This is a genomic window from Flavobacterium swingsii (genome assembly GCF_900111965.1).
In the GTDB taxonomy this organism is placed as follows: domain Bacteria; phylum Bacteroidota; class Bacteroidia; order Flavobacteriales; family Flavobacteriaceae; genus Flavobacterium; species Flavobacterium swingsii.
The window spans coordinates 269,179-287,980 of the sequence record NZ_FOJT01000004.1; the positions used below are offsets into that span (position 1 = coordinate 269,179).

General features: G+C 32.8%; 18 protein-coding genes and 1 tRNA gene. 14 read left to right on the top strand and 5 right to left on the bottom strand.

Going from position 1 to position 18,802, the window contains the following annotated elements:
• Positions 1–42 precede the first annotated feature (42 nt).
• Together rimM and BM053_RS08300 are read right to left on the bottom strand one after the other, a co-directional pair.
• Entirely contained in the window at positions 43–567 is a 525-nt protein-coding gene (rimM, locus tag BM053_RS08295; RefSeq protein WP_091476216.1) for a ribosome maturation factor RimM, read from the bottom strand.
• Between the two features lie 17 nt (positions 568–584).
• Complete coding sequence (locus tag BM053_RS08300; protein WP_091476219.1) at positions 585–1,154, bottom strand: 30S ribosomal protein S16; 570 nt, start codon at positions 1,152–1,154, stop codon at positions 585–587.
• Positions 1,155–1,343: 189 nt separating this feature from the next.
• Between BM053_RS08300 and BM053_RS08305 the strand changes: the two genes are divergently transcribed.
• The 6 genes from BM053_RS08305 (at position 1,344) to trxA (ending at position 9,283) form a co-directional block, all read left to right on the top strand.
• Positions 1,344–2,018: a DUF6252 domain-containing protein gene (locus BM053_RS08305; protein WP_091476225.1), complete on the top strand. Its 675-nt coding sequence runs from the start codon at positions 1,344–1,346 to the stop codon at positions 2,016–2,018.
• A gap of 119 nt (positions 2,019–2,137) precedes the next feature.
• Positions 2,138–2,536: an RNA recognition motif domain-containing protein gene (locus BM053_RS08310; protein WP_091476227.1), complete on the top strand. Its 399-nt coding sequence runs from the start codon at positions 2,138–2,140 to the stop codon at positions 2,534–2,536.
• A gap of 160 nt (positions 2,537–2,696) precedes the next feature.
• Positions 2,697–7,223 (top strand): DNA polymerase III subunit alpha, encoded by a 4,527-nt coding sequence (gene dnaE, locus BM053_RS08315; RefSeq protein ID WP_091476230.1) that lies wholly within the window; start codon positions 2,697–2,699, stop codon positions 7,221–7,223.
• Positions 7,223–8,119, top strand: coding sequence for a hypothetical protein (locus BM053_RS08320; protein ID WP_091476233.1), 897 nt, complete (start codon positions 7,223–7,225; stop codon positions 8,117–8,119). Before dnaE ends, BM053_RS08320 begins: the two co-directional genes overlap by 1 nt.
• Positions 8,112–8,753, top strand: coding sequence for an ABC transporter ATP-binding protein (locus BM053_RS08325; RefSeq protein ID WP_091476236.1), 642 nt, complete (start codon positions 8,112–8,114; stop codon positions 8,751–8,753). Before BM053_RS08320 ends, BM053_RS08325 begins: the two co-directional genes overlap by 8 nt.
• Positions 8,754–8,965: 212 nt before the next feature.
• Positions 8,966–9,283: a thioredoxin gene (trxA, locus tag BM053_RS08330; RefSeq protein WP_091476238.1), complete on the top strand. Its 318-nt coding sequence runs from the start codon at positions 8,966–8,968 to the stop codon at positions 9,281–9,283.
• 53 nt (positions 9,284–9,336) lie between these two features.
• On the opposite strand, the gene BM053_RS08335 is transcribed toward trxA, so the two are convergent.
• Positions 9,337–11,409 (bottom strand): tetratricopeptide repeat-containing sensor histidine kinase, encoded by a 2,073-nt coding sequence (locus tag BM053_RS08335; RefSeq protein ID WP_091476239.1) that lies wholly within the window; start codon positions 11,407–11,409, stop codon positions 9,337–9,339.
• On the bottom strand, positions 11,406–12,110 hold the full coding sequence (locus BM053_RS08340) for a LytR/AlgR family response regulator transcription factor (protein ID WP_091476240.1): 705 nt from the start codon (positions 12,108–12,110) through the stop codon (positions 11,406–11,408). The genes BM053_RS08335 and BM053_RS08340 overlap by 4 nt, the downstream gene beginning before the upstream one ends.
• 157 nt (positions 12,111–12,267) lie before the next feature.
• Between BM053_RS08340 and BM053_RS08345 the strand changes: the two genes are divergently transcribed.
• From BM053_RS08345 to BM053_RS08375, 7 genes are all read left to right on the top strand, one after another.
• Complete coding sequence (locus BM053_RS08345; RefSeq protein ID WP_091476241.1) at positions 12,268–12,855, top strand: hypothetical protein; 588 nt, start codon at positions 12,268–12,270, stop codon at positions 12,853–12,855.
• A 213-nt stretch (positions 12,856–13,068) separates the two neighbouring features.
• Entirely contained in the window at positions 13,069–13,845 is a 777-nt protein-coding gene (locus BM053_RS08350; RefSeq protein ID WP_091476242.1) for a hypothetical protein, read from the top strand.
• Between the two features lie 10 nt (positions 13,846–13,855).
• Positions 13,856–14,419, top strand: a complete 564-nt coding sequence (locus BM053_RS08355; RefSeq protein ID WP_143076477.1) for a hypothetical protein — start codon at positions 13,856–13,858, stop codon at positions 14,417–14,419.
• Between the two features lie 6 nt (positions 14,420–14,425).
• Positions 14,426–14,890: a hypothetical protein gene (locus tag BM053_RS08360; RefSeq protein WP_091476252.1), complete on the top strand. Its 465-nt coding sequence runs from the start codon at positions 14,426–14,428 to the stop codon at positions 14,888–14,890.
• Between the two features lie 11 nt (positions 14,891–14,901).
• A complete protein-coding gene (locus BM053_RS08365) occupies positions 14,902–16,215 on the top strand; it encodes an OmpA family protein (RefSeq protein ID WP_091476255.1) in 1,314 nt (437 codons plus the stop codon).
• Positions 16,216–16,297: 82 nt separating this feature from the next.
• Complete coding sequence (locus tag BM053_RS08370) at positions 16,298–17,224, top strand: DUF58 domain-containing protein (RefSeq protein ID WP_091476260.1); 927 nt, start codon at positions 16,298–16,300, stop codon at positions 17,222–17,224.
• A gap of 86 nt (positions 17,225–17,310) precedes the next feature.
• Positions 17,311–17,384, top strand: a tRNA-Asp gene (locus tag BM053_RS08375).
• Between the two features lie 277 nt (positions 17,385–17,661).
• On the opposite strand, the gene BM053_RS08380 is transcribed toward BM053_RS08375, so the two are convergent.
• Positions 17,662–18,168 (bottom strand): DUF456 domain-containing protein, encoded by a 507-nt coding sequence (locus BM053_RS08380; RefSeq protein ID WP_091476262.1) that lies wholly within the window; start codon positions 18,166–18,168, stop codon positions 17,662–17,664.
• A 69-nt stretch (positions 18,169–18,237) separates the two neighbouring features.
• Here BM053_RS08380 and BM053_RS08385 point away from each other — a divergent pair, with 69 nt between their 5' ends.
• Positions 18,238–18,711 carry a hypothetical protein gene (locus BM053_RS08385; protein ID WP_091476263.1) on the top strand — a complete coding sequence of 158 codons (474 nt, stop codon included), beginning with the start codon at positions 18,238–18,240 and terminating at the stop codon, positions 18,709–18,711.
• The last annotated feature ends 91 nt before the right edge of the window (positions 18,712–18,802 follow it).

An 18,802-nucleotide genomic window follows, 5' to 3' on the forward strand; every position in this document is an offset into this window, starting at 1 on the left:
ATTTTTATAAATAAACGAATAACCAAATCCCCGAATAAACTTCTAAAGATACATTTCGACAAGTCCTTCTGGTAAATTCATAATGACTTTTTTGTTTTCTCGGTCTATTTTTACAATAAAATGATCAATCATTGGGATTAGCATTTCAACTTCACCGTTTAAAACCTCAAAAAGTGGTTGTGCCGTAGTGTCATTTATAGAAACAATTTTTCCAAAAACGCCAACACGTTGGTCTTCGATTTCAAAACCAATTACTTCGTGGAAATAGAATTTGTTGCCTGTAAGTTTCGGCAACATTTTTAACGGAAGATAAACTTCGCAGTTCATAATAGCATCGGCTTCTTCTTCGTTGTCTACGTCTTCAAAACGAACGCGAAGAAAATCAGCTTTGTGTAGGTTGCTATTTTCAATAAAAAATGGAACCAGATTTTTGTTTACTTCAACAAAAACTGATTCCAAATCTTCATACATTTCAGGTTCGTCCGTATCTAAATAGATCAAAACTTCCCCTTTGAAACTAAATTTTTTTGCAATTTTACCTAAGTAGAAACAATCTTCTTTACGCATCTTGCAAAAATTAAATATTAAGCTTCTTTTTCTTCGCTAGCTTCTTCAGCAGCTGGAGTTTCTTCTACTTCTGTAGCAGCTTCAACAACTTCTTCAGTAGCAACTTCTTCTTCAACTACAGCTTCTGGAGCTTTAGCAGCTTCAGTTTGTGCAGCGATACGTTTTTCGTTTGCAACTGTTTCAGCTTTAAATGCTTTAGCTTTAGCATCAGATTGAGCTTTAGATAAACCATCTTTTTTAGCATCAACTTTTCCAGATTTAGCTTCAATCCAAGCAGCTAATTTTGCATCAGCTTGATCTTGTGTTAACGCTCCTTTACGAACTCCTCCATCAAGGTGGTGTTTTAATAAAGCTCCTTTGTAAGAAAGAATTGCTCTAGCTGTATCAGTTGGTTGAGCTCCGTTGTGCAACCATTGTACGGCAGCATCAAGGTTCAAATCTACTGTTGCAGGATTTGTGTTTGGGTTGTAAGTACCGATCTTTTCTAGGTATTTACCATCTCTTTTTGAGCGTGCATCTGCAGCTACTACCCAGTAAAAAGGTTTTCCTTTTTTACCGTGTCTTTGTAATCTAATTTTTACTGACATAATCTTATGATTAATTTTGAGGTACTCGACCTCGATTATTTAAGGGTGCAAATATACATATTTTTCTGATACATAAAGTTAAAGTGTTCATTTTTTGCTTTTTGCTTTAAATATTTATACCGATTGTTAGTTTTTTAATTGTAATCGGTTATTTTTGTAGCTACTAATTAAGGTTTTAAACTAAAAAAAATGAAAAAACTCCTATTTCTATTTCTTTCAGCTATTGTATTAACATCATGTGAAAAAAATGTCGAATTTAATAATCCAGCATTTCAAGGATTAATTGATAATTCGGTATGGAAAGCAACCAGTTCTTCGGCTACAAAAAGTGCGTCGGGAGCAATAACAATAAAAGGGATTGCTGCTGGAAATGTAGAATTAAATATAAATTCAACCACATTAGGAACACGTGTTTTGGGAACTACCAATACTTCAAATTTTGCTTCTTATACATTGAATGCTTTCAATTATACTACTGGAATAACTCCATCACCGGTAAATAAAATAGTACTTTCGGCAGGAGGAACAGGTTATACGACTTCAAATCTTGTCCTTACATCAGGTGGTTCAGGAACAGGACTAAAAGTAGATATTGATGCAAATACAAGCGGAGTAGTTACTCGTGTTGTAGTAAATGCACCAGGAAATAATTACAGAGCTGGAGATTTAGTTACAATTGTAACTGGAAATGCAGATGCAAAATTTATCGTACAAAATGTAGCCAATAGTAATGGAGAAATTACAATTACGCAATATGATGGAGCAACAATTTCAGGTAATTTTAAGTTTACAGCATATGACGCAGTAAACAAAAAAACAGCGGGTTGTCAAAATGGTGTTTTTTATAAGATTCCAGTAAATTAATTTTAAATATAGATGCTTCTAAAGTATTGAAAAAGAGGTTATTTTAAAATAAAACAGTAACATCGTGTAATTTAGAATATTAATAACTTACCTTTGTCCTAATATAATAAATATAATATATGAACATTTTTGTTGGAAGTCTTCCTTGGAGTATAGAGGAAGCAGATTTAAGAGAGTCTTTCGAGGCTTATGGTGCTGTAGAATCAGTAAAAATTATTACTGATAAATTTACAGGAAGAAGTAAAGGATTTGGTTTTGTTGAGATGCCAAATGACGAAGAAGGTCAAAAAGCTATTGATGAGTTAAATGGTGCAACTGTTGACGGACGTGCTATTGTAGTAAACAAATCAGAGCCAAAACCAGAAGGTGAAAGAAAAAGCTTCAATAACAGTCGCCCAAGCGGTGGTGGTTATGGTGGTGGAAACAGCCGTGGTGGTGATTCTCGTGGAGGTTACAGTGGTGGTGGAAACAGCCGTGGTGGTTCTAACGACCGTGGTGGAAACAGAGGCGGATACTAATCTAACTTATTTTTCTAAAATATATCAAACCATCTCAATCGAGATGGTTTTTTTGTGTTTGTTAATAACTAAAATTGACAAACAACCACATAAAATGTATTTTTGTAATTGTCTAAAATGCTTACGGCTTATCGCCTAAAGCCTAAAGCTTTAAGAAAATATGTATTTAATCTTCGATACCGAAACCACAGGGTTACCACGCAGTTGGTCGGCACCAATAACGGATACTGACAACTGGCCGCGTTGTATCCAAATTGCATGGCAATTGCATGACGAGATGGGAAACCTTATCGAGCATCAGGATTATCTAGTAAAACCAGAAGGATTTAATATTCCTTATGATGCCGAGCGTATTCACGGAATTTCTACCGAATTAGCACAAGAACAAGGAATTGCTTTACAAGAAGTTTTAGAAAAATTCAATATTGCTTTATCAAAAACTAAATTTATAGTTGGACAAAACGTAGGTTTCGATGTCAATATTATGGGTTGCGAATTTCATCGTGCCAATATTGGTTCAGATATGGTTAAAATGCCAGTTCTGGACACTTGTACCGAAGTTACGGCATCATTATTAAAATTACCTGGAGGTCGTGGCGGAAGATTTAAACTGCCAACATTAACAGAACTTCATCAATATTTATTTAAAATTCCATTTTCAGAAGCGCACAATGCTACTGCCGATGTCGAAGCAACCACGCGTTGTTTTTTAGAATTAATTAAAAGAGAAGTTTTTACCAAAGAAGAACTTGATGTAGAAGCCAGTTATTTTCATGAATTTCAGAGTAAAAATCAAGGAGAAATTCAACTTATAGGTTTAAGGCATATAAATCTTAAAGAAGCTTCTGCCGAAATTGCCAAACGTTTTCAACAAGCTGAAAAAGTTGAAACTAAAATGCCGATTTCAGCCGAAATTACTCAAGATTTAGCAAATGCAAAGTTTGCGCATTTGCACAATCATACACAGTTTTCGGTTTTACAATCTACAATTTCGGTGGCTAAACTCGTTGCTGCTGCCGCAAAAAATAAAATGTCGGCCGTTGCCATGACCGATCATGCTAACTTAATGGGTGCTTTTCATTTTGTTCGGGATGTATTAAATCAAAATAAAATAGCTTCCGCTAAAAATGCCACTGCGTTAGAAAATGGAGAAGAAGCAACTGAAGTTGAAATGAAACCAATCGTGGGTTGCGAATTTTTTGTTTGCGGCAACCACAAAGACAAAACCAAAAAGGACAATGGTTACCAAGTAGTTTTCTTGGCAAAAAATAAAAAAGGCTATCATAATTTAGCCAAAATGTCTTCTATTGCCTATACGGAAGGATTTTATTATGTGCCAAGAATCGATAGAAATGTTATTGAACAATATAAGGAAGATATTATTATTTTATCAGGAAACTTGTATGGAGAAATTCCTAGTAAAGTTTTAAATCTTGGAGAAAATCAAGCAGAAGAAGCCTTACTTTGGTGGAAATCTCAATTTGGAGATGATTTTTATCTCGAATTGATGCGCCACAATCAAGAAGACGAAAATCGTGTCAATCAAACTTTAATATCCTTTGCAAAAAAGCATGATGTAAAACTCATTGCGACCAATAATACTTTTTATATTTCTCAAGATGATGCTAATGCGCACGATATTTTACTGTGTGTCAAAGAAGGGGAGAAGCAGGCAACGCCAATAGGTCGTGGTCGCGGTTATCGTTTTGGATTACCCAATCAGGAATATTATTTCAAATCTGGAGATGAGATGAAACAATTATTTTCTGATTTGCCCGAAGCGATTGTCAATATTCAAGAAATTGTAGATAAAGTTGAAATTTATTCATTATACCGAGATGTTTTACTTCCAAAATTTGAAATTCCAACTGAATTTTTAATAGAAGAAGACAAAACCGACGAAGGAAAGCGAGGAGAAAATTCATTTTTGCGACACCTAACAATGGTTGGAGCAAACAAACGTTATCCTGAAATAACTCCTGAAATTCAAGAACGAATAGATTTTGAATTGCTAACTATCCAAAATTCAGGTTATCCAGGTTATTTCTTAATCGTTCAGGATTTCATCGCCGAAGCCAGAAAAATGGATGTTTCTGTTGGACCAGGTCGTGGTTCTGCAGCAGGTTCGGTAGTGGCGTATTGCTTGGGAATTACCAATATAGATCCACTTTTATACAATTTACTTTTCGAAAGATTCTTAAATCCTGATCGTGTGTCGCTTCCCGATATCGATATCGATTTTGATGACGAAGGAAGAAGTAAAGTCATGGATTATGTGATTCAAAAATATGGCTCGAAGCAAGTAGCACAAATTATTACGTATGGTACAATGGCGGCAAAATCAGCGATTCGTGACACTGCAAGAGTGTTAGACTTACCGCTTTTTGAAGCCGATAAAATTGCCAAATTATTGCCCGGAATGCTTCCCGGAAAATGGAATTTGGCTCGTTTTATGAACGACACCGAAGCCGAAATCCGAAAAGTTTTGCGTCCAGAGGATTTCGACCGAATGAAAGAATTAATATTACTTTCTAAGGAAGAAGATTTAAGTGGCGAAACCATTCAACAAGCACAGATTCTAGAAGGAAACCTTCGTAATACAGGAATTCACGCTTGTGGAGTGATTATTACACCAAGTGATATTACCAATTTTGTTCCTGTAACCACTGCGAAAGATTCCGATTTATATGTCACTCAATTTGATAACTCGGTCGCAGAAAGTGCAGGATTGTTAAAAATGGATTTCTTGGGACTAAAAACCCTAACATTAATAAAAGATACTGTAAAACTCGTAAAATACAGAACAGGAAAAATTCTAGATCCAGATACATTTCCTATTGATGATGTAAAAACTTATGAATTGTTTCAACGTGGCGAAACGGTAGGGATTTTTCAGTACGAAAGTGCTGGAATGCAAAAATACATGAAGGAATTGAAGCCAACGGTTTTCAATGATTTAATTGCCATGAATGCCTTATATCGTCCCGGACCAATCGCTTATATTCCAAGTTTTATTAAAAGAAAAAATGGCGAAGAACTTATAGAATACGACCTTGAAGCTTGCGAAGAATTACTAAAAGATACTTACGGAATCACCGTTTACCAAGAGCAAGTAATGCTTTTGTCACAAAGATTAGCCGATTTTTCTAAGGGTGATGCCGACGTTTTGCGTAAAGCCATGGGGAAAAAAGACCGTCCAACGCTAGATAAAATGAAGCCTAAATTTCTTTCTCAAGCATCTGCCAAAGGTCATGCCGAGGACAAATTAGAAAAAATTTGGAAAGACTGGGAAGCCTTTGCAGAGTACGCTTTTAACAAATCGCATTCTACTTGTTATGCTTGGATTGCTTATCAAACCGCCTACTTAAAAGCCAATTATCCAGCGGAATATATGGCAGCGGTTTTGTCTAATAATATGAGCGATATTAAGCAAGTTTCTTTCTTTATGGAAGAATGCAAACGCATGGGATTGGCGGTTTTAGGTCCAGATGTAAATGAGTCATTTTATAAATTTACTGTTAATGATGATTATGCTGTTCGTTTCGGAATAGGCGCTGTAAAAGGTGTTGGAATGGGAGCTGTAAATACGATTGTCGAAAGCAGAAAAGATGGAAACTACAAATCTATTTTCGATTTAGCTAAACGTGTCGATCAACGAGCGGCCAACAAAAAAGCCATCGAAAATTTGATTCTTGCTGGTGGTTTCGATTGTTTTGCAAACACGCATCGGGCACAATATTTTCATACTGATGGTGACGGAATTACATTTTACGAAAAAGCCATACGATTTGGCGCGAAGTTTCAAGAAAACGAAAATTCATCGCAAGTAAGTTTGTTTGGCGATACGAGTGATGTGCAAATTTCCGAACCTATAATTCCGCCATGCGAAGAGTGGAATACTATGGAAAAATTAGCCAAAGAAAAAGAAGTTGTTGGGATTTATATTTCAGGTCACCCGCTAGATGATTATAGGTTCGAAATGAAATATTTTTGCAACAGTAAACTCGAATCTCTAAAAAATTTAGAACAATTTGTGGGTAAAAACCTTTCTTTTGGAGGAATTGTAACCAATGTGCAACACCGAACGGCCAAAAACGGAAAAGGTTGGGCGACATTCGTTTTAGAAGGATATGACGAGACTAATGAGTTTCGAATTTTTAATGAAGAATACCTGAAATTTAGGCATTTTCTGGTTCAAAATCAGTTTGTGTATATTAAGGTTAATATAAAAGATGGTTGGGTAAACCGTGAAACGGGTAAAAAATCGGATCCGCAAATTAACTTTTTGCAAGTAGAATCGATACAAGATGTTTTGAAGATTTTTGCAAAAAAACTAGTCATTCATTTAGATATAAAAGATTTGCGAGAAGAGTTAGTGTCTAAATTAACCGCGGTTTTTAATGCGAATAAAGGCGATAACACGGTTTCTTTTGAAATCATGGAATTAGAAAAAATAAAAAAACAGATTGAAGCCGCACCTGTTGAAACTGATGATATAGAAATTGTTTTGGACGAAAATGGAGATATTATAGAAGACGAAAATCCAGAAACAGTAGCTCCTACTGAAGTCGAAGAAACCAAAATAATTAATAAAATTTCGATGAATAGTCGTAAGTTGAAAATTAACATCTCGACCGAATTGTTAAATGAATTGGAAAAATTACAGGTTAATTTTAAGTTGAATTAATGCTTAAAATCCTTAAATATTTAATAACAATTCGATTCAGAAAATTATTTGCAAAAGACGATAATCTAGCTATTGCGCTTTTTGTTTTAGCTATTGCGGTTTCAATGTATTTGTTTCAAGTTAAGTTGCATCAATTTATAAATTATGCAATGTTGTTTTTATTGCAAATTTTGTCTCTTCAAATAAATAGAAAAGACATTGAACTCTTAAGTTTGAATACTAATTTCAGGTTAATTCTTTTTTTTGAATATACTATTTTAAGTTTACCAATCCTTATTTTATTGATTTTAAATTTTAAATGGATTTGTTTTTTAGGATTTTTAATTTCGATTTTCGCACTCACTTTTATCAATAAATCAACTGCAAAAGCATTTAGGTATCCGTTTAAAATGTTTGATCCTTTTTGGACAATTTCATTCAGGAAATATAAATTATTTCTAGTAATTCCTGTTCTTGGATTCTTGGCTTACATGGGTTTCAAAAATCAAAATCCTAATTTGTATTATGCCGCTTTGTTGGTTGTGGGAGTTATTTTGTGTGTTTCGTCGAGCGAAAGAGAAAAACTGCATTTTGTAAAAGCAAGTTCGTTTATTGGAAAAGATTATCTGCGGCAACAAATAAAAACAATTGCTTACAATTCGGCATTTGTTTTAATTCCTATTTCGATAGTTTTTTTGATTTTAAAACAATTTCAAATTCTGTTTTTCATTCCGTTATTATTATTCTTTCCAATTATAAATTTGCTTTTCAAGTACACTTTTTTTGAACGAAAAATTGTTCACAATATCTTTTTTGCTTTGTTTGTTGGAAATATGATATACGGGTTTCCCTTGCTCTTTATCCCTTTACTTTATATAAAATCAGTTAAAAATTTGAAAATCATTCAGAATGCTTAATGTTATAATTCAGAAGAAAAAATACGATTCAAAAACAGTTTTAGAAAACATCGATTTCGATATTGTCGAAAAAGGAATTTATGGTTTTGTTGGCAAAAACGGACAAGGAAAAACAACCTTGTTTAAGTGTATTTTGGGTTTAAATGTGTTTGATGGAAAAATCGAATTCAATAACGAAAAATTAGTGCTAAAAAACATTGCTTGGTGTCCAACCGAACCAGATTTGTATGAAGATTTGACCGCTTATGAGTTTTATGATTTTTATCAAGAATTGACAAATTGCAAAAGGCAAACAACTAATTTATTGTTTGATGTTCCTGAAGATAAATTGTTAAAAAGCTTTTCGACAGGAATGAAAAAGAAAACCTATTTGAATGCAATTTTTCAAAACAATCATCAAATTTATATACTTGATGAGCCTTTTAATGGATTAGATTTAGAGTCAAATTATGTTCTGATGAATTTCTTGAAAGAGAAAAGTAAGGATTCAATTGTGCTTATTTCGTCGCATATTTTGGAAATTTTATATGCCAATTGCAAATCGATATTTGTAATTAAAGATAGAAATATTAAAAAATTTGAAAAAGATAATTTTAACGAAATTGAAGAAGTTATTTTTACGATAATGCCCTAGCCCTGATAGTAGTGAAAATCCTTTTTTGTCATCAGTTCGAGTTCGCTTGCAAAGAGAGTATCGAGAACGAGACAAAAAAGATTGTAATGAATAGCAGGAAATTGCTCCTCATAAAAATCATCAATACATTTATAGTTAAAACTGATTTTTAAAAGTGAAACTATTCAAAATAAAATTCTACTTTTGTCAAACAATTAATAAAGAAAAACAAAATGGCTTTAACAATAACAGACGCAACTTTTGAGGAAGTTGTATTAAAATCATCACAACCAGTATTAGTAGATTTTTGGGCAGCTTGGTGCGGTCCTTGTCGCATGGTTGGTCCAGTTATCGAAGAAATTGCAACTGAATTTGAAGGAAAAGCAGTTGTGGGAAAAGTAGATGTTGACGCAAACCAAGAATTTGCTGCAAAATACGGTGTTAGAAATATTCCTACAGTTTTAGTTTTCCAAAACGGAGAAGTGGTAGGAAGACAAGTAGGTGTTGCGCCTAAGCAAACTTACGCGGATAGCTTGACTGCTTTGTTGTAAGAAACAAATCGGAATAATAAAAAAAGGTCTAACGAAAGTTAGGCCTTTTTTTATTATAATGTTAAAGTAAATTTTGTTCCAGTGTCTTGATTTGTTTCTACGGTAATTTCGCAATCAATGGCCTTGGCCAGATCACGAATAAGGTGTAAACCCAATCCTGTTTTTATCCCGACGACTTCTTTTTCATCATATAATGCTTTGAATTGTTCTTGAGTTCCGCCGGAGCCGTTGTCGGTAATTGATAAATAATTCTGCCCATTTTCTTGCCAGGCTTTCCAAACAATAATTGCGGTTGGTTTTTTTTCTAATGCTTTTATGGAGTTTGCGGTTAGATTTCGGATAATGGTCTTTAGATAATTCTCATCGGTTATAAGTTGAAGATTTTCTGTATTTTCAAAAGTGATTTTCACATGCTCCACGCTGGAAAAATGTTTTGCCGTATCGTCAAATATCGAATTTACAGCAATATTTTTAGGTTGCGGTTTGAAATTTTCCATTTGGCTTTTACTCCATTGCAAAATATCTTCCATCGAATTTAAAAGATTTTCGGCTCCAGCCATAGTTTTGTCTTGCATGCGTTTCGTGCTTTCTTCGTCTAACATTTCTGGACTTTCTTTTTGAAGTTGTAAAAAGAAAACCAAGTTGGCAACCGGACCGCGTAAATCGTGATTCAAAATACTGAAAAAACGAGTTTTGGCTTTGTTTGCTTCGTCTAATTCGGTATTTAATACTTGTAATTTTTCGTTTGTTTTTTTTCTGTTTCGACTTTGGTAGAAAAGTAAACTTCCAATAATCGCTAAAAGAAAAATTCCGCCAATGAAGTAATACTTTTGTTTTTTAGCGGTGTCAATTTGAAGATTTTTATTAGCTATTTCTTGTTTTTTTAAATGGTTTTGATATTTGGCTTCCATTTCAGCAATATTCTTTTTTGATACTTCATTTAGTATTGTGTCTTTTATTTTGGAATATTCACTTTGGTTTTTGTATGCTAATTCCCACAATCCTTTTGCTGCATAGGTTTTAGAAAGAGCATTTTTTAACCAACTATATGCTCCTGGATCATCTTCTTTAACAATAGGTTCTGCTTTTTTTAAATAAAACAAAGCCTTGTCATATTGTTTTAATGCAAGATATGCTTCGCCACTCATATAATCGATACTACCGAGCATATATTTGCTGGCATATTTAGGGGCCAAACTTCTGGCGTGGTTAATATAATTTAAGGCGGAGTGAAATTGTTTTTTCTTGGTAATTAAATAATCCGCAATAGTTAAATCACTAGCTAAATACGCATCCCATGCTTTGTTTTCAGCGCCAGAATTTACTAATTTGGATAATTTAAGATATTGTTTTTCAATCTCGTTAATATCATCTTTATTTACATAAATCGCAATTAAGTATTTGTAAACAAAGGCCATTCCTGTTTTGTAATCTTTAATATAAATTTCAGATTCTTTGATGCTTTCTAATCCTTCATTGGTTTTTTCCAGATTCAAATAGATGTCAGTTATATTTACTAGTTTTACACCAATTGCAATGGAGTCTTTTTTTAGACTTTTACCGTTCAACGCCTTTTTACGGGTTTGAATTCCGTTAAGATAATATTTTAAACTTTTTTCATATTGACCTACAGATATGTAATAATCAGCTAGATTTTCTTGTAAAAGATATTTTTGATTTTCTTGTTTTGTTGAGTCAATAATTTTTTTATAGTCTAAAATTATTCGTTCTCTTTTGTTTACTAATCCTACATTTTTATAAACGAAAAGGAGCTCTTTATATAATCGGGCAGTGTTTTGTTTGTTTTTTGCTTTGTTTAAAAATTTTTCAGACTTTTCTAAATAATAAACCGCACTATCTACTTCTATTAAATAATCAAAAGTACTTCCTAAATAGAAATTAAAAAGGGAAAGGTGTTCAAAATCATCTTTTTTTATTAAGACAAATCCTTTTTTTGCATTTTTTTTTAATAATTCTGTATTTCCATTTTCAAACAATTCGTCACAATATTTTACCCAAACTTGTAGTTTTTCTTTTTGAGTTTTAAATTTAGAAAGATTAGGTTCTTTTTGTCCGTAAGAAAAGTAACTGATAAAAATTAGAACTAAAATAAAAATTTTTCTCATGCCATTAAATTTAAAGTATCTTTATAACTTCTACCTATGGGGATGGAAATGTTGTTTTTTAATTCAATTTCTTGACTTCCTATTTTCTGTATAAATTGTTTTTGAACCGCAAAACTTCGGTGTATTCTAACAAAAGATTGGAATTTTTCTTCTTGTAAAATTTCACCTAAATTAGATAACACGCAATGGCGTTTGCCTTCAGTTACTAAAATGGTGTAATTTTTTAAAGCTTCCAGGTACAAAATTTCGTGAAGTTTGACTTTAATTTGATCATGTCCGGTTTTAACATAAACGGCATCACCACCAATTGTTGATTCGAATAAGCTAGCTTTTAGTCGAACTTCCATAAATTCTTCAATACGTTTTGACGTTTGTTCAAATCGTGGAAACTTAAATGGTTTTACAATAAAATCTAGAGTTTGCAATTCAAAAGTTTCTGCGGCACTTTCTGTATGTGATGAAATAAAAACACAAACGGGAATTTCAAGAGCTTTTTGACGTAATTCCAGCCCAGAAGCACCAGGCATTTCAATATCTAAAAAAGCTACTTCTACAGTATTTGTTTCTAAAAAAGTAAGTGCTTTTTCAGCAGTTTCAAAAACACCAACAATATTTAAGGTTGGAATTTTTTTTGTATACGATACTACGACAAGCCTGTCCATTTCATCATCGTCAACAATTATGCAATTAAAAGCCTTCATTTGGTCATATTTGAATTCAAATATAAGAAAATTTCGAATGAAATTTCCATTAGTGTATTTTAAATGTCGTTCGTCCTTTTGTCTTTTTTTTCACATTTATAATTTTTCACCTTTGTCCAAGAATTATAAAAAAAACTAATTTTAAAACTTAGAAATTATGAGAAATACAAAATTTAATTTTCAAACTAATGTTAAAAAAGGATTGCTTTATGTAGTAACGACAATGTTAAGTGTGCTAATGTTTTCATGTGATAAAGATGATAATAATGGTGGTGTTGCTCCTTTGGCACAATCACCAGCAGGAGTAGCTGATATCACACTTACTGCAGGCGGACAAGAATATAAAATTAATGGGCCTTGCGGATGGGCAGTTGCTGCCGGCAGGAAATATATTGGTGCCAATCAAGCGGATAACAATTTAAAGACTTTTTCTTCTTACTTTAATATAGATGCCTTACCAACAGTAACTACAACTTACACTTTGGTAGAGGATTCTTCTGACACTGATTCGACACATATTACAATGCATATTACTGAAATTTCAGGTAATGTGCTTACTGCTTGGAACTCTAAGACGACATCAGGTACTTTAACGTTAGTTGTTGAAGGAAATAAGGTAACTGCAAATCTTGCTGGAATTACATTGTATCCAGAAACGAACCCTGGTGTTTTTACTAGCGGAAATGTTGGGGCTTTTGCTAATAATGGAGCTATGACAGGAACGCTTACTTTTTACAAAAATTAATAGTAATCAACTAATTTGTCCTTCTGCCAATAGTAGAATTACATTAGGGAATTATAATAAAAAACTCTGCATTGTTTGATGTGGAGTTTTTTTTGTTTTAAAATGGATATTGGTGTATTTAAAATGTCGTTCGTCCTTTTATGGTTTTATTAAAGTAATTACTGTTACACCTTTGTCATGTAAAAAACTATTAACAAATTAAAATCTAAAATTATGAAAACAATTAAAAATAAATTTGCACTAGTTGTATTTGCACTATTTGCTGTTTCGTGCAGTAGCGATGACAACAACTCGCCAGTTCATGAAATACGAGAAAATCGAATTACAAAGGAAGTCGATGAAAACACAACTACAACGTTTACATATAACGCCAGTAACCAACTGATTAAAATTATAGAAATTGGAGATCTTGGTTTTGGTACCACTCAGAAGGTTGAAAATTATACTTACGGAACTGATGGAAAAGTTGCAGAGGTTGTGACAGATTACACAGGATCATCTTCTTATGGATTTAAGTATGCTTATTCTTACAATGCAGGTAAATTGGTAACCATTATTGTAAAAAAGTATACAGGTTCAGGTACTTATGACAATTTCTCGCAGATATTTTTTGACTACAATACACCTAATGTAGTAGAAAGAGCTGAATTTAGACAAGATGGGACTACAACCCGAACTGTCTATAGCATAGCTAATGGAAACACCACTTCCTATTCTGTTTATACTGGAGTCAGTGCCAATACACCAAACGGACAATTGAGTTATACCAATATTTACTCTAATTATGACGCTAAAAAAACACCTTATGCAGGTTTACCATTGGTGTTTCATGAACCTTATTTATTTGTAAATAATCCAGGGCAAACTCAATCTAGCGGGAGTACTGTTAATTATACTTATCAATATAATGACGATGGGTATCCAACAAAAAAAACAATGTCATTTAATAGCACCTCTACAAGTACAACATATTTATATGAACGCATTTAAATTTAAAACTATGAAAAATTTAATCACAATTTTAGCTGGTGTTTTCTTAATGGTTTCTTGTAAAAAAGAAGAAACGAAGGATGTAAATGATGTAATTAATGAAGTAAAAGAGACTACGGAAGTAGTAGCTAAAGAAGGTTCAGGAAAAGTAATTCTTACTTGTAATAATAAAGAATTTGTTGCAGAAGGGGTATGTGGCGCTTTAGTGTCAATGGGTGAATTAGCAATTGCTGTGAAGGATAAAACAAATCCAGCCAAAGTTTTTACAATGACTTTTAATGGTGAAGGTTTTCCTGAAGACGGAAAGGTTTATAAAATTGAGTCTAAAGATTATTCTAAAGAAGGAAATGGTTCAGCAGATGAAGTTTCAGTAAGTTTTACAGAAGTTTTATCAAAAAAAATGAATTCTTGGGGTTCAGATAATGCAAAAGGGACTATTCAATTTGCATACAATGGGAACGAAGTAAAATGTATTCTTAAAAATATTGTATTAACGAGTGCAGAAATGTACAATGCAGACGATTTAAAATCTGACGGAACAGTTTCGGGTGAATTAACTTTTTTTAAAAATTAAACAATTATGAAAACAATTAAAAAATTTTTTGTCATTACAATTTTATCAATTTTTGTAATTTCTTGTAGTAAGCCAGATGATGGAGCTATGGGGCCAACAGGAACAGCTAATGTTATTTATAGCGATTGGGCTACGACGACCTTTACAAATGTTGGAGAATGGAAAGCAACAATTATTGCACCAAAAATCACTGAGGACATTGTTAACAAAGGAACGGTTTTAGTATATATGCGTGGTAATTCAAGTAATCCAGTTGCTGTTCCACTAAATTATGTAAATGGAAGTGATTATATTAGCATTATTTATGAAATTGGTCAAATTTACATATATTCTATGAATGATCGTAGTTCATACTCATTCCGCTACATCATTATTCCTGGTGGTGTTTCTGTTTCGGGTAAAACAACACCGTCGGATTTTCAAAAAATGTCCTATAGTGAAGTTTGTAAAACACTAAATATTCCTGAATAAATTTTATTAGTATGAAAACTATATTCATAATTATTGTCGTACTCTTTTTTTCAGTGCAAAGTCAAGCTCAGTTTCTTAGAAAACTAGGTGATAAAGCTATTGAAGCAGCTGGAAGAACTGTAGAAAGAAAAGTAGAAGAAAAATCAGAAAAAACTACTGGTGATGCTTCTGATAAAGTGCTAAACCCGAAGAAAAAATCTTCTGGCGAAACGAATTCAAGTAAAGAAAATTCAAATGAACCTAAATCTAAAAAAGAAAAAACATCAAAAAAAGCTGAGGTAAAATCTGCAAAAGATTTCGTTCCTGGAAATAAAGTTTTAGTTTTTGAAGATTTTTCACAAGATGCAATTGGCGATTTTCCTGTAAATTGGCTAACAAATAGTAGCGGTGAAGTAGTAACTATTTCAGGCACTCCGCAACGTTGGTTGAAATTATCAAACAAAGGCGCTTTTACCATAACGGATATCAAACAATTACCAGAAAATTTCACGCTCGAATTTGAAGTGTATGTAAATGAAGGTTCGTTTTCGTTTTATTCATCGTATTTAAATGTTGGAATTGTTGAATCTAAAAAGAAAAATGATTACATCAAATGGGAAGAGTATGGAAATGGTAGCGAAGGTGTTTTTATGCGAATGTTTCCAACGGTAGCAGATGCCTTTCAAGAAGGAAAATTAGGTAGATCTGAAGTGAGAGTTTATTCAGAAGGAGAAAAAATTATAGGAAATGATTTAGATACGCCGGCTTTTAATTATACAAAGAATAATCATGTAAAAGTTCAAATTTGGAGACAAAAAAACCGACTTAGAATGTATATTGGTGATAAAAAAGTTTGGGATTTACCAAATGCGTTTCAACAAGTAAAATATAATAGTGTAGTGTTTTATATTCACGATTATCATAATGAAGAAGATAAATATTACATCTCAAATTTCAGATTAGCTGAAGCAACTGGAGATACGAGACATAAATTATTAGAAACAGGAAGTTTTGTTACCAACGAAATTTTATTTGATTATGGTAAAGCAACAATTAAACCGTCAAGTTCAAAAGTTATTGATGAAATTGGGACTGTTTTAAAAGACAATCCAAAAATTAAAGTTTCTATTTCTGGACATACAGATAGTGATGGCGATGAGAAGAAAAACTTGCAATTATCGGAACAACGAGCAATGGCGGTCAAAACCGAGTTGGTTCGAAAGTTTGATTTAAATGAAGATAACATTCAAATATTTGGATTAGGAGAAACACAGCCTGTTTCAAAAAACAACACAGAAGAAGGTAAAAAACAAAACCGAAGAGTAGAATTTAAAATTATTAAATAGCAATTAGTTTTTTACAGAAGGTTCAACGAAAGTTGGACCTTTTTTATGATTTAGTTTAGAAATTTCCAATTATATTTGATGTATGAATATAGACGACCAAATAGCAAAAATATCCAGTTTTCAGCATCTCGAACTACTAGCCAACCAAATCGTAGAAGGCTTTATTTCCGGAATGCACAAAAGTCCGTTTCATGGTTTTTCTGCCGAATTTGCGGAACATAAAACTTATAATTCAGGCGAAAGCACCAAGCATATTGACTGGAAATTGTTTGCTAAAAGCGATCGTTTGTATACTAAAAAGTACGAAGAAGAAACCAATTTGCGTTGCCATCTTATTATAGACAATTCGTCGTCGATGCATTATCCTAAACTAAAAGAAAATCAGTTTTTTTATGAAAATAAAATCGGATTTTCGGTTTTGGCATCGGCAGTTTTAATGAAATTACTCAAAAAACAACGCGACGCTGTTGGATTAAGCATTTTCTCTGATACTTACGAATATTACGCTTCCGAAAAAGGAAGTGAACGTCACCATCGCATGTTATTAAATAAACTAGAAAACGCACTGCAAACACCAAAAGAAACCAAACAAACCGACGCGATTACTTTCCTGCATCAAATTGCCGAAAAAATGCACCGTCGCTCGATGATTGTCCTTTTTACCGATATGTTTCAAGGAGAAGACGATGAGCGCTTGTTTAAAGCTTTACAACACCTAAAACATAACAAGCACAAAGTGGTTTTGTTTCACGTTATTGATAAAAAGACAGAGCTAAATCTTGATTATGATAACGCACCACGTAAATTTATTGACCTAGAAACAGGTGATGAGGTAAACCTTTTTGCCGAAAATATAAAAAATGACTACGAAAAAGCAGTAAATAATTACTTCGAAAAAGTAGCAAACACCTGTTCTTTGTATAAAATAAAGTACGTTCCTGTCTCTGTCAATGAAAATTTCGAAAAAATAATGACAACGTATCTAGTTGAAAAACAAAAATTTGGCTAATATGCGAAATAAAATTTCAAAAATATTTCAAAAAACATTTGCGCAAGTTAAAAAACATTGTATCTTTGCAACCGCAATTAAGCAGAGGTTTGGTAGTTCAGTTGGTTAGAATACGTGCCTGTCACGCACGGGGTCGCGGGTTCGAGTCCCGTCCAGACCGCTAATTGGGAAAGGTTTCTAGAAATAGAAACCTTTTTTGCCCAATAAAGGTTTTTAAGATTAGTTGTGTTGTTTAAGCTATGGCTTTGTAACCCATAGCACGTTTAGTAATTTCGTCCTTAAAGAGGAAATGAAAAACAGGTTTAGTAGTTAGACCAATGAAAAGCTTTTCACTTTATTGTGAATGGCTTTTTTGTTTTTACAGAAGTTTCTACTTCAAAAAAAGGCACACTTTTAGGCATACCCAAAATAAAAAAAGGCACACTACTTTTAATCTCTTATCCAAATAATTTTCCTGCGTTTTGCCAAGTCACGTATATAAATGTGCCTAAAAACAGCATGCAAACCATAAATTTCATAAAAGTAGAAGCCAGAAAACCTAGCAATGAACCTGTAGCTGCTTTTAAAGCTCGTTTTTTGTCCTGAGAATTATAAATCATTTCGCCTAAAAAAGCTCCTAGAAAAGCCCCAATAACAAAGCCAAAAGGAATAGGAATAAACAACAAACCTAAAATGAGTCCAATGTTTGTTCCCCAAATTCCATAAGAACTACCGCCAAATTTTTTCGTTCCTTTCGATGGAATTACATAATCTAAAACCGAAATAATAATAGTTAATGCCAGCGTAAATCCAAGAATCCAGTAATTGTTAGGAACGGCATTTGTCAGATACAATAATAACAATCCAACCCAACTAACGCTTGGGCCAGGTAAAACGGGTAAAAAACTACCAAAAACGCCTATAATAACACAAATAAAACCCATAAGGAATAATAAAGTATCCATAAATTAAATTTCACTATTTTTGAAAAATAAAATTACACAATAAACCCTAACGATTTACACCGTTTGTAGATGAAAAAATTAATAATAATACTTTTTTTGGCTTCTATTTTTCAAGGTTGTCAGTATTTTGAGAAAAATGTACCAGTCAAAGAAGATTTGCTTCAGCAGGAATTAAAAAAAATAAATTGGGATGAAGTCGATGATTTTCCGAGCACAACTCAATGCGATTCTATCAATGATAAAATAGCCAGAAAACAATGTTTTTTCGATTTTGTAACAAACAATATTCAAGAAAAATTAATTCAGGATTCTATCAAAATCTTATTCCCAAAAATCGACACTATTCCTCTAAAAATCACGGTTTTTGCTAATGCTAAGATGCAATTTGAACCCAATCTCACCAAATATAATATGGTTTATGACGCAACAAGATTAGATAGTATATTACAGTCAAAACTATCAGATTTTCCAGCTGTAGAGCCAGCTATAAAAAGAGGAATAAAAGTAAAATCACAGTTCGTTTTACCAATAATTTTAAAATAAATTTTTAGGAGCTATTTCCTGCTTCCCGATAGCTATCGGGACACTCTATCTTTTTCTTGTCTCGTTCCAAAAAACGAGACAAGAAAAAGGA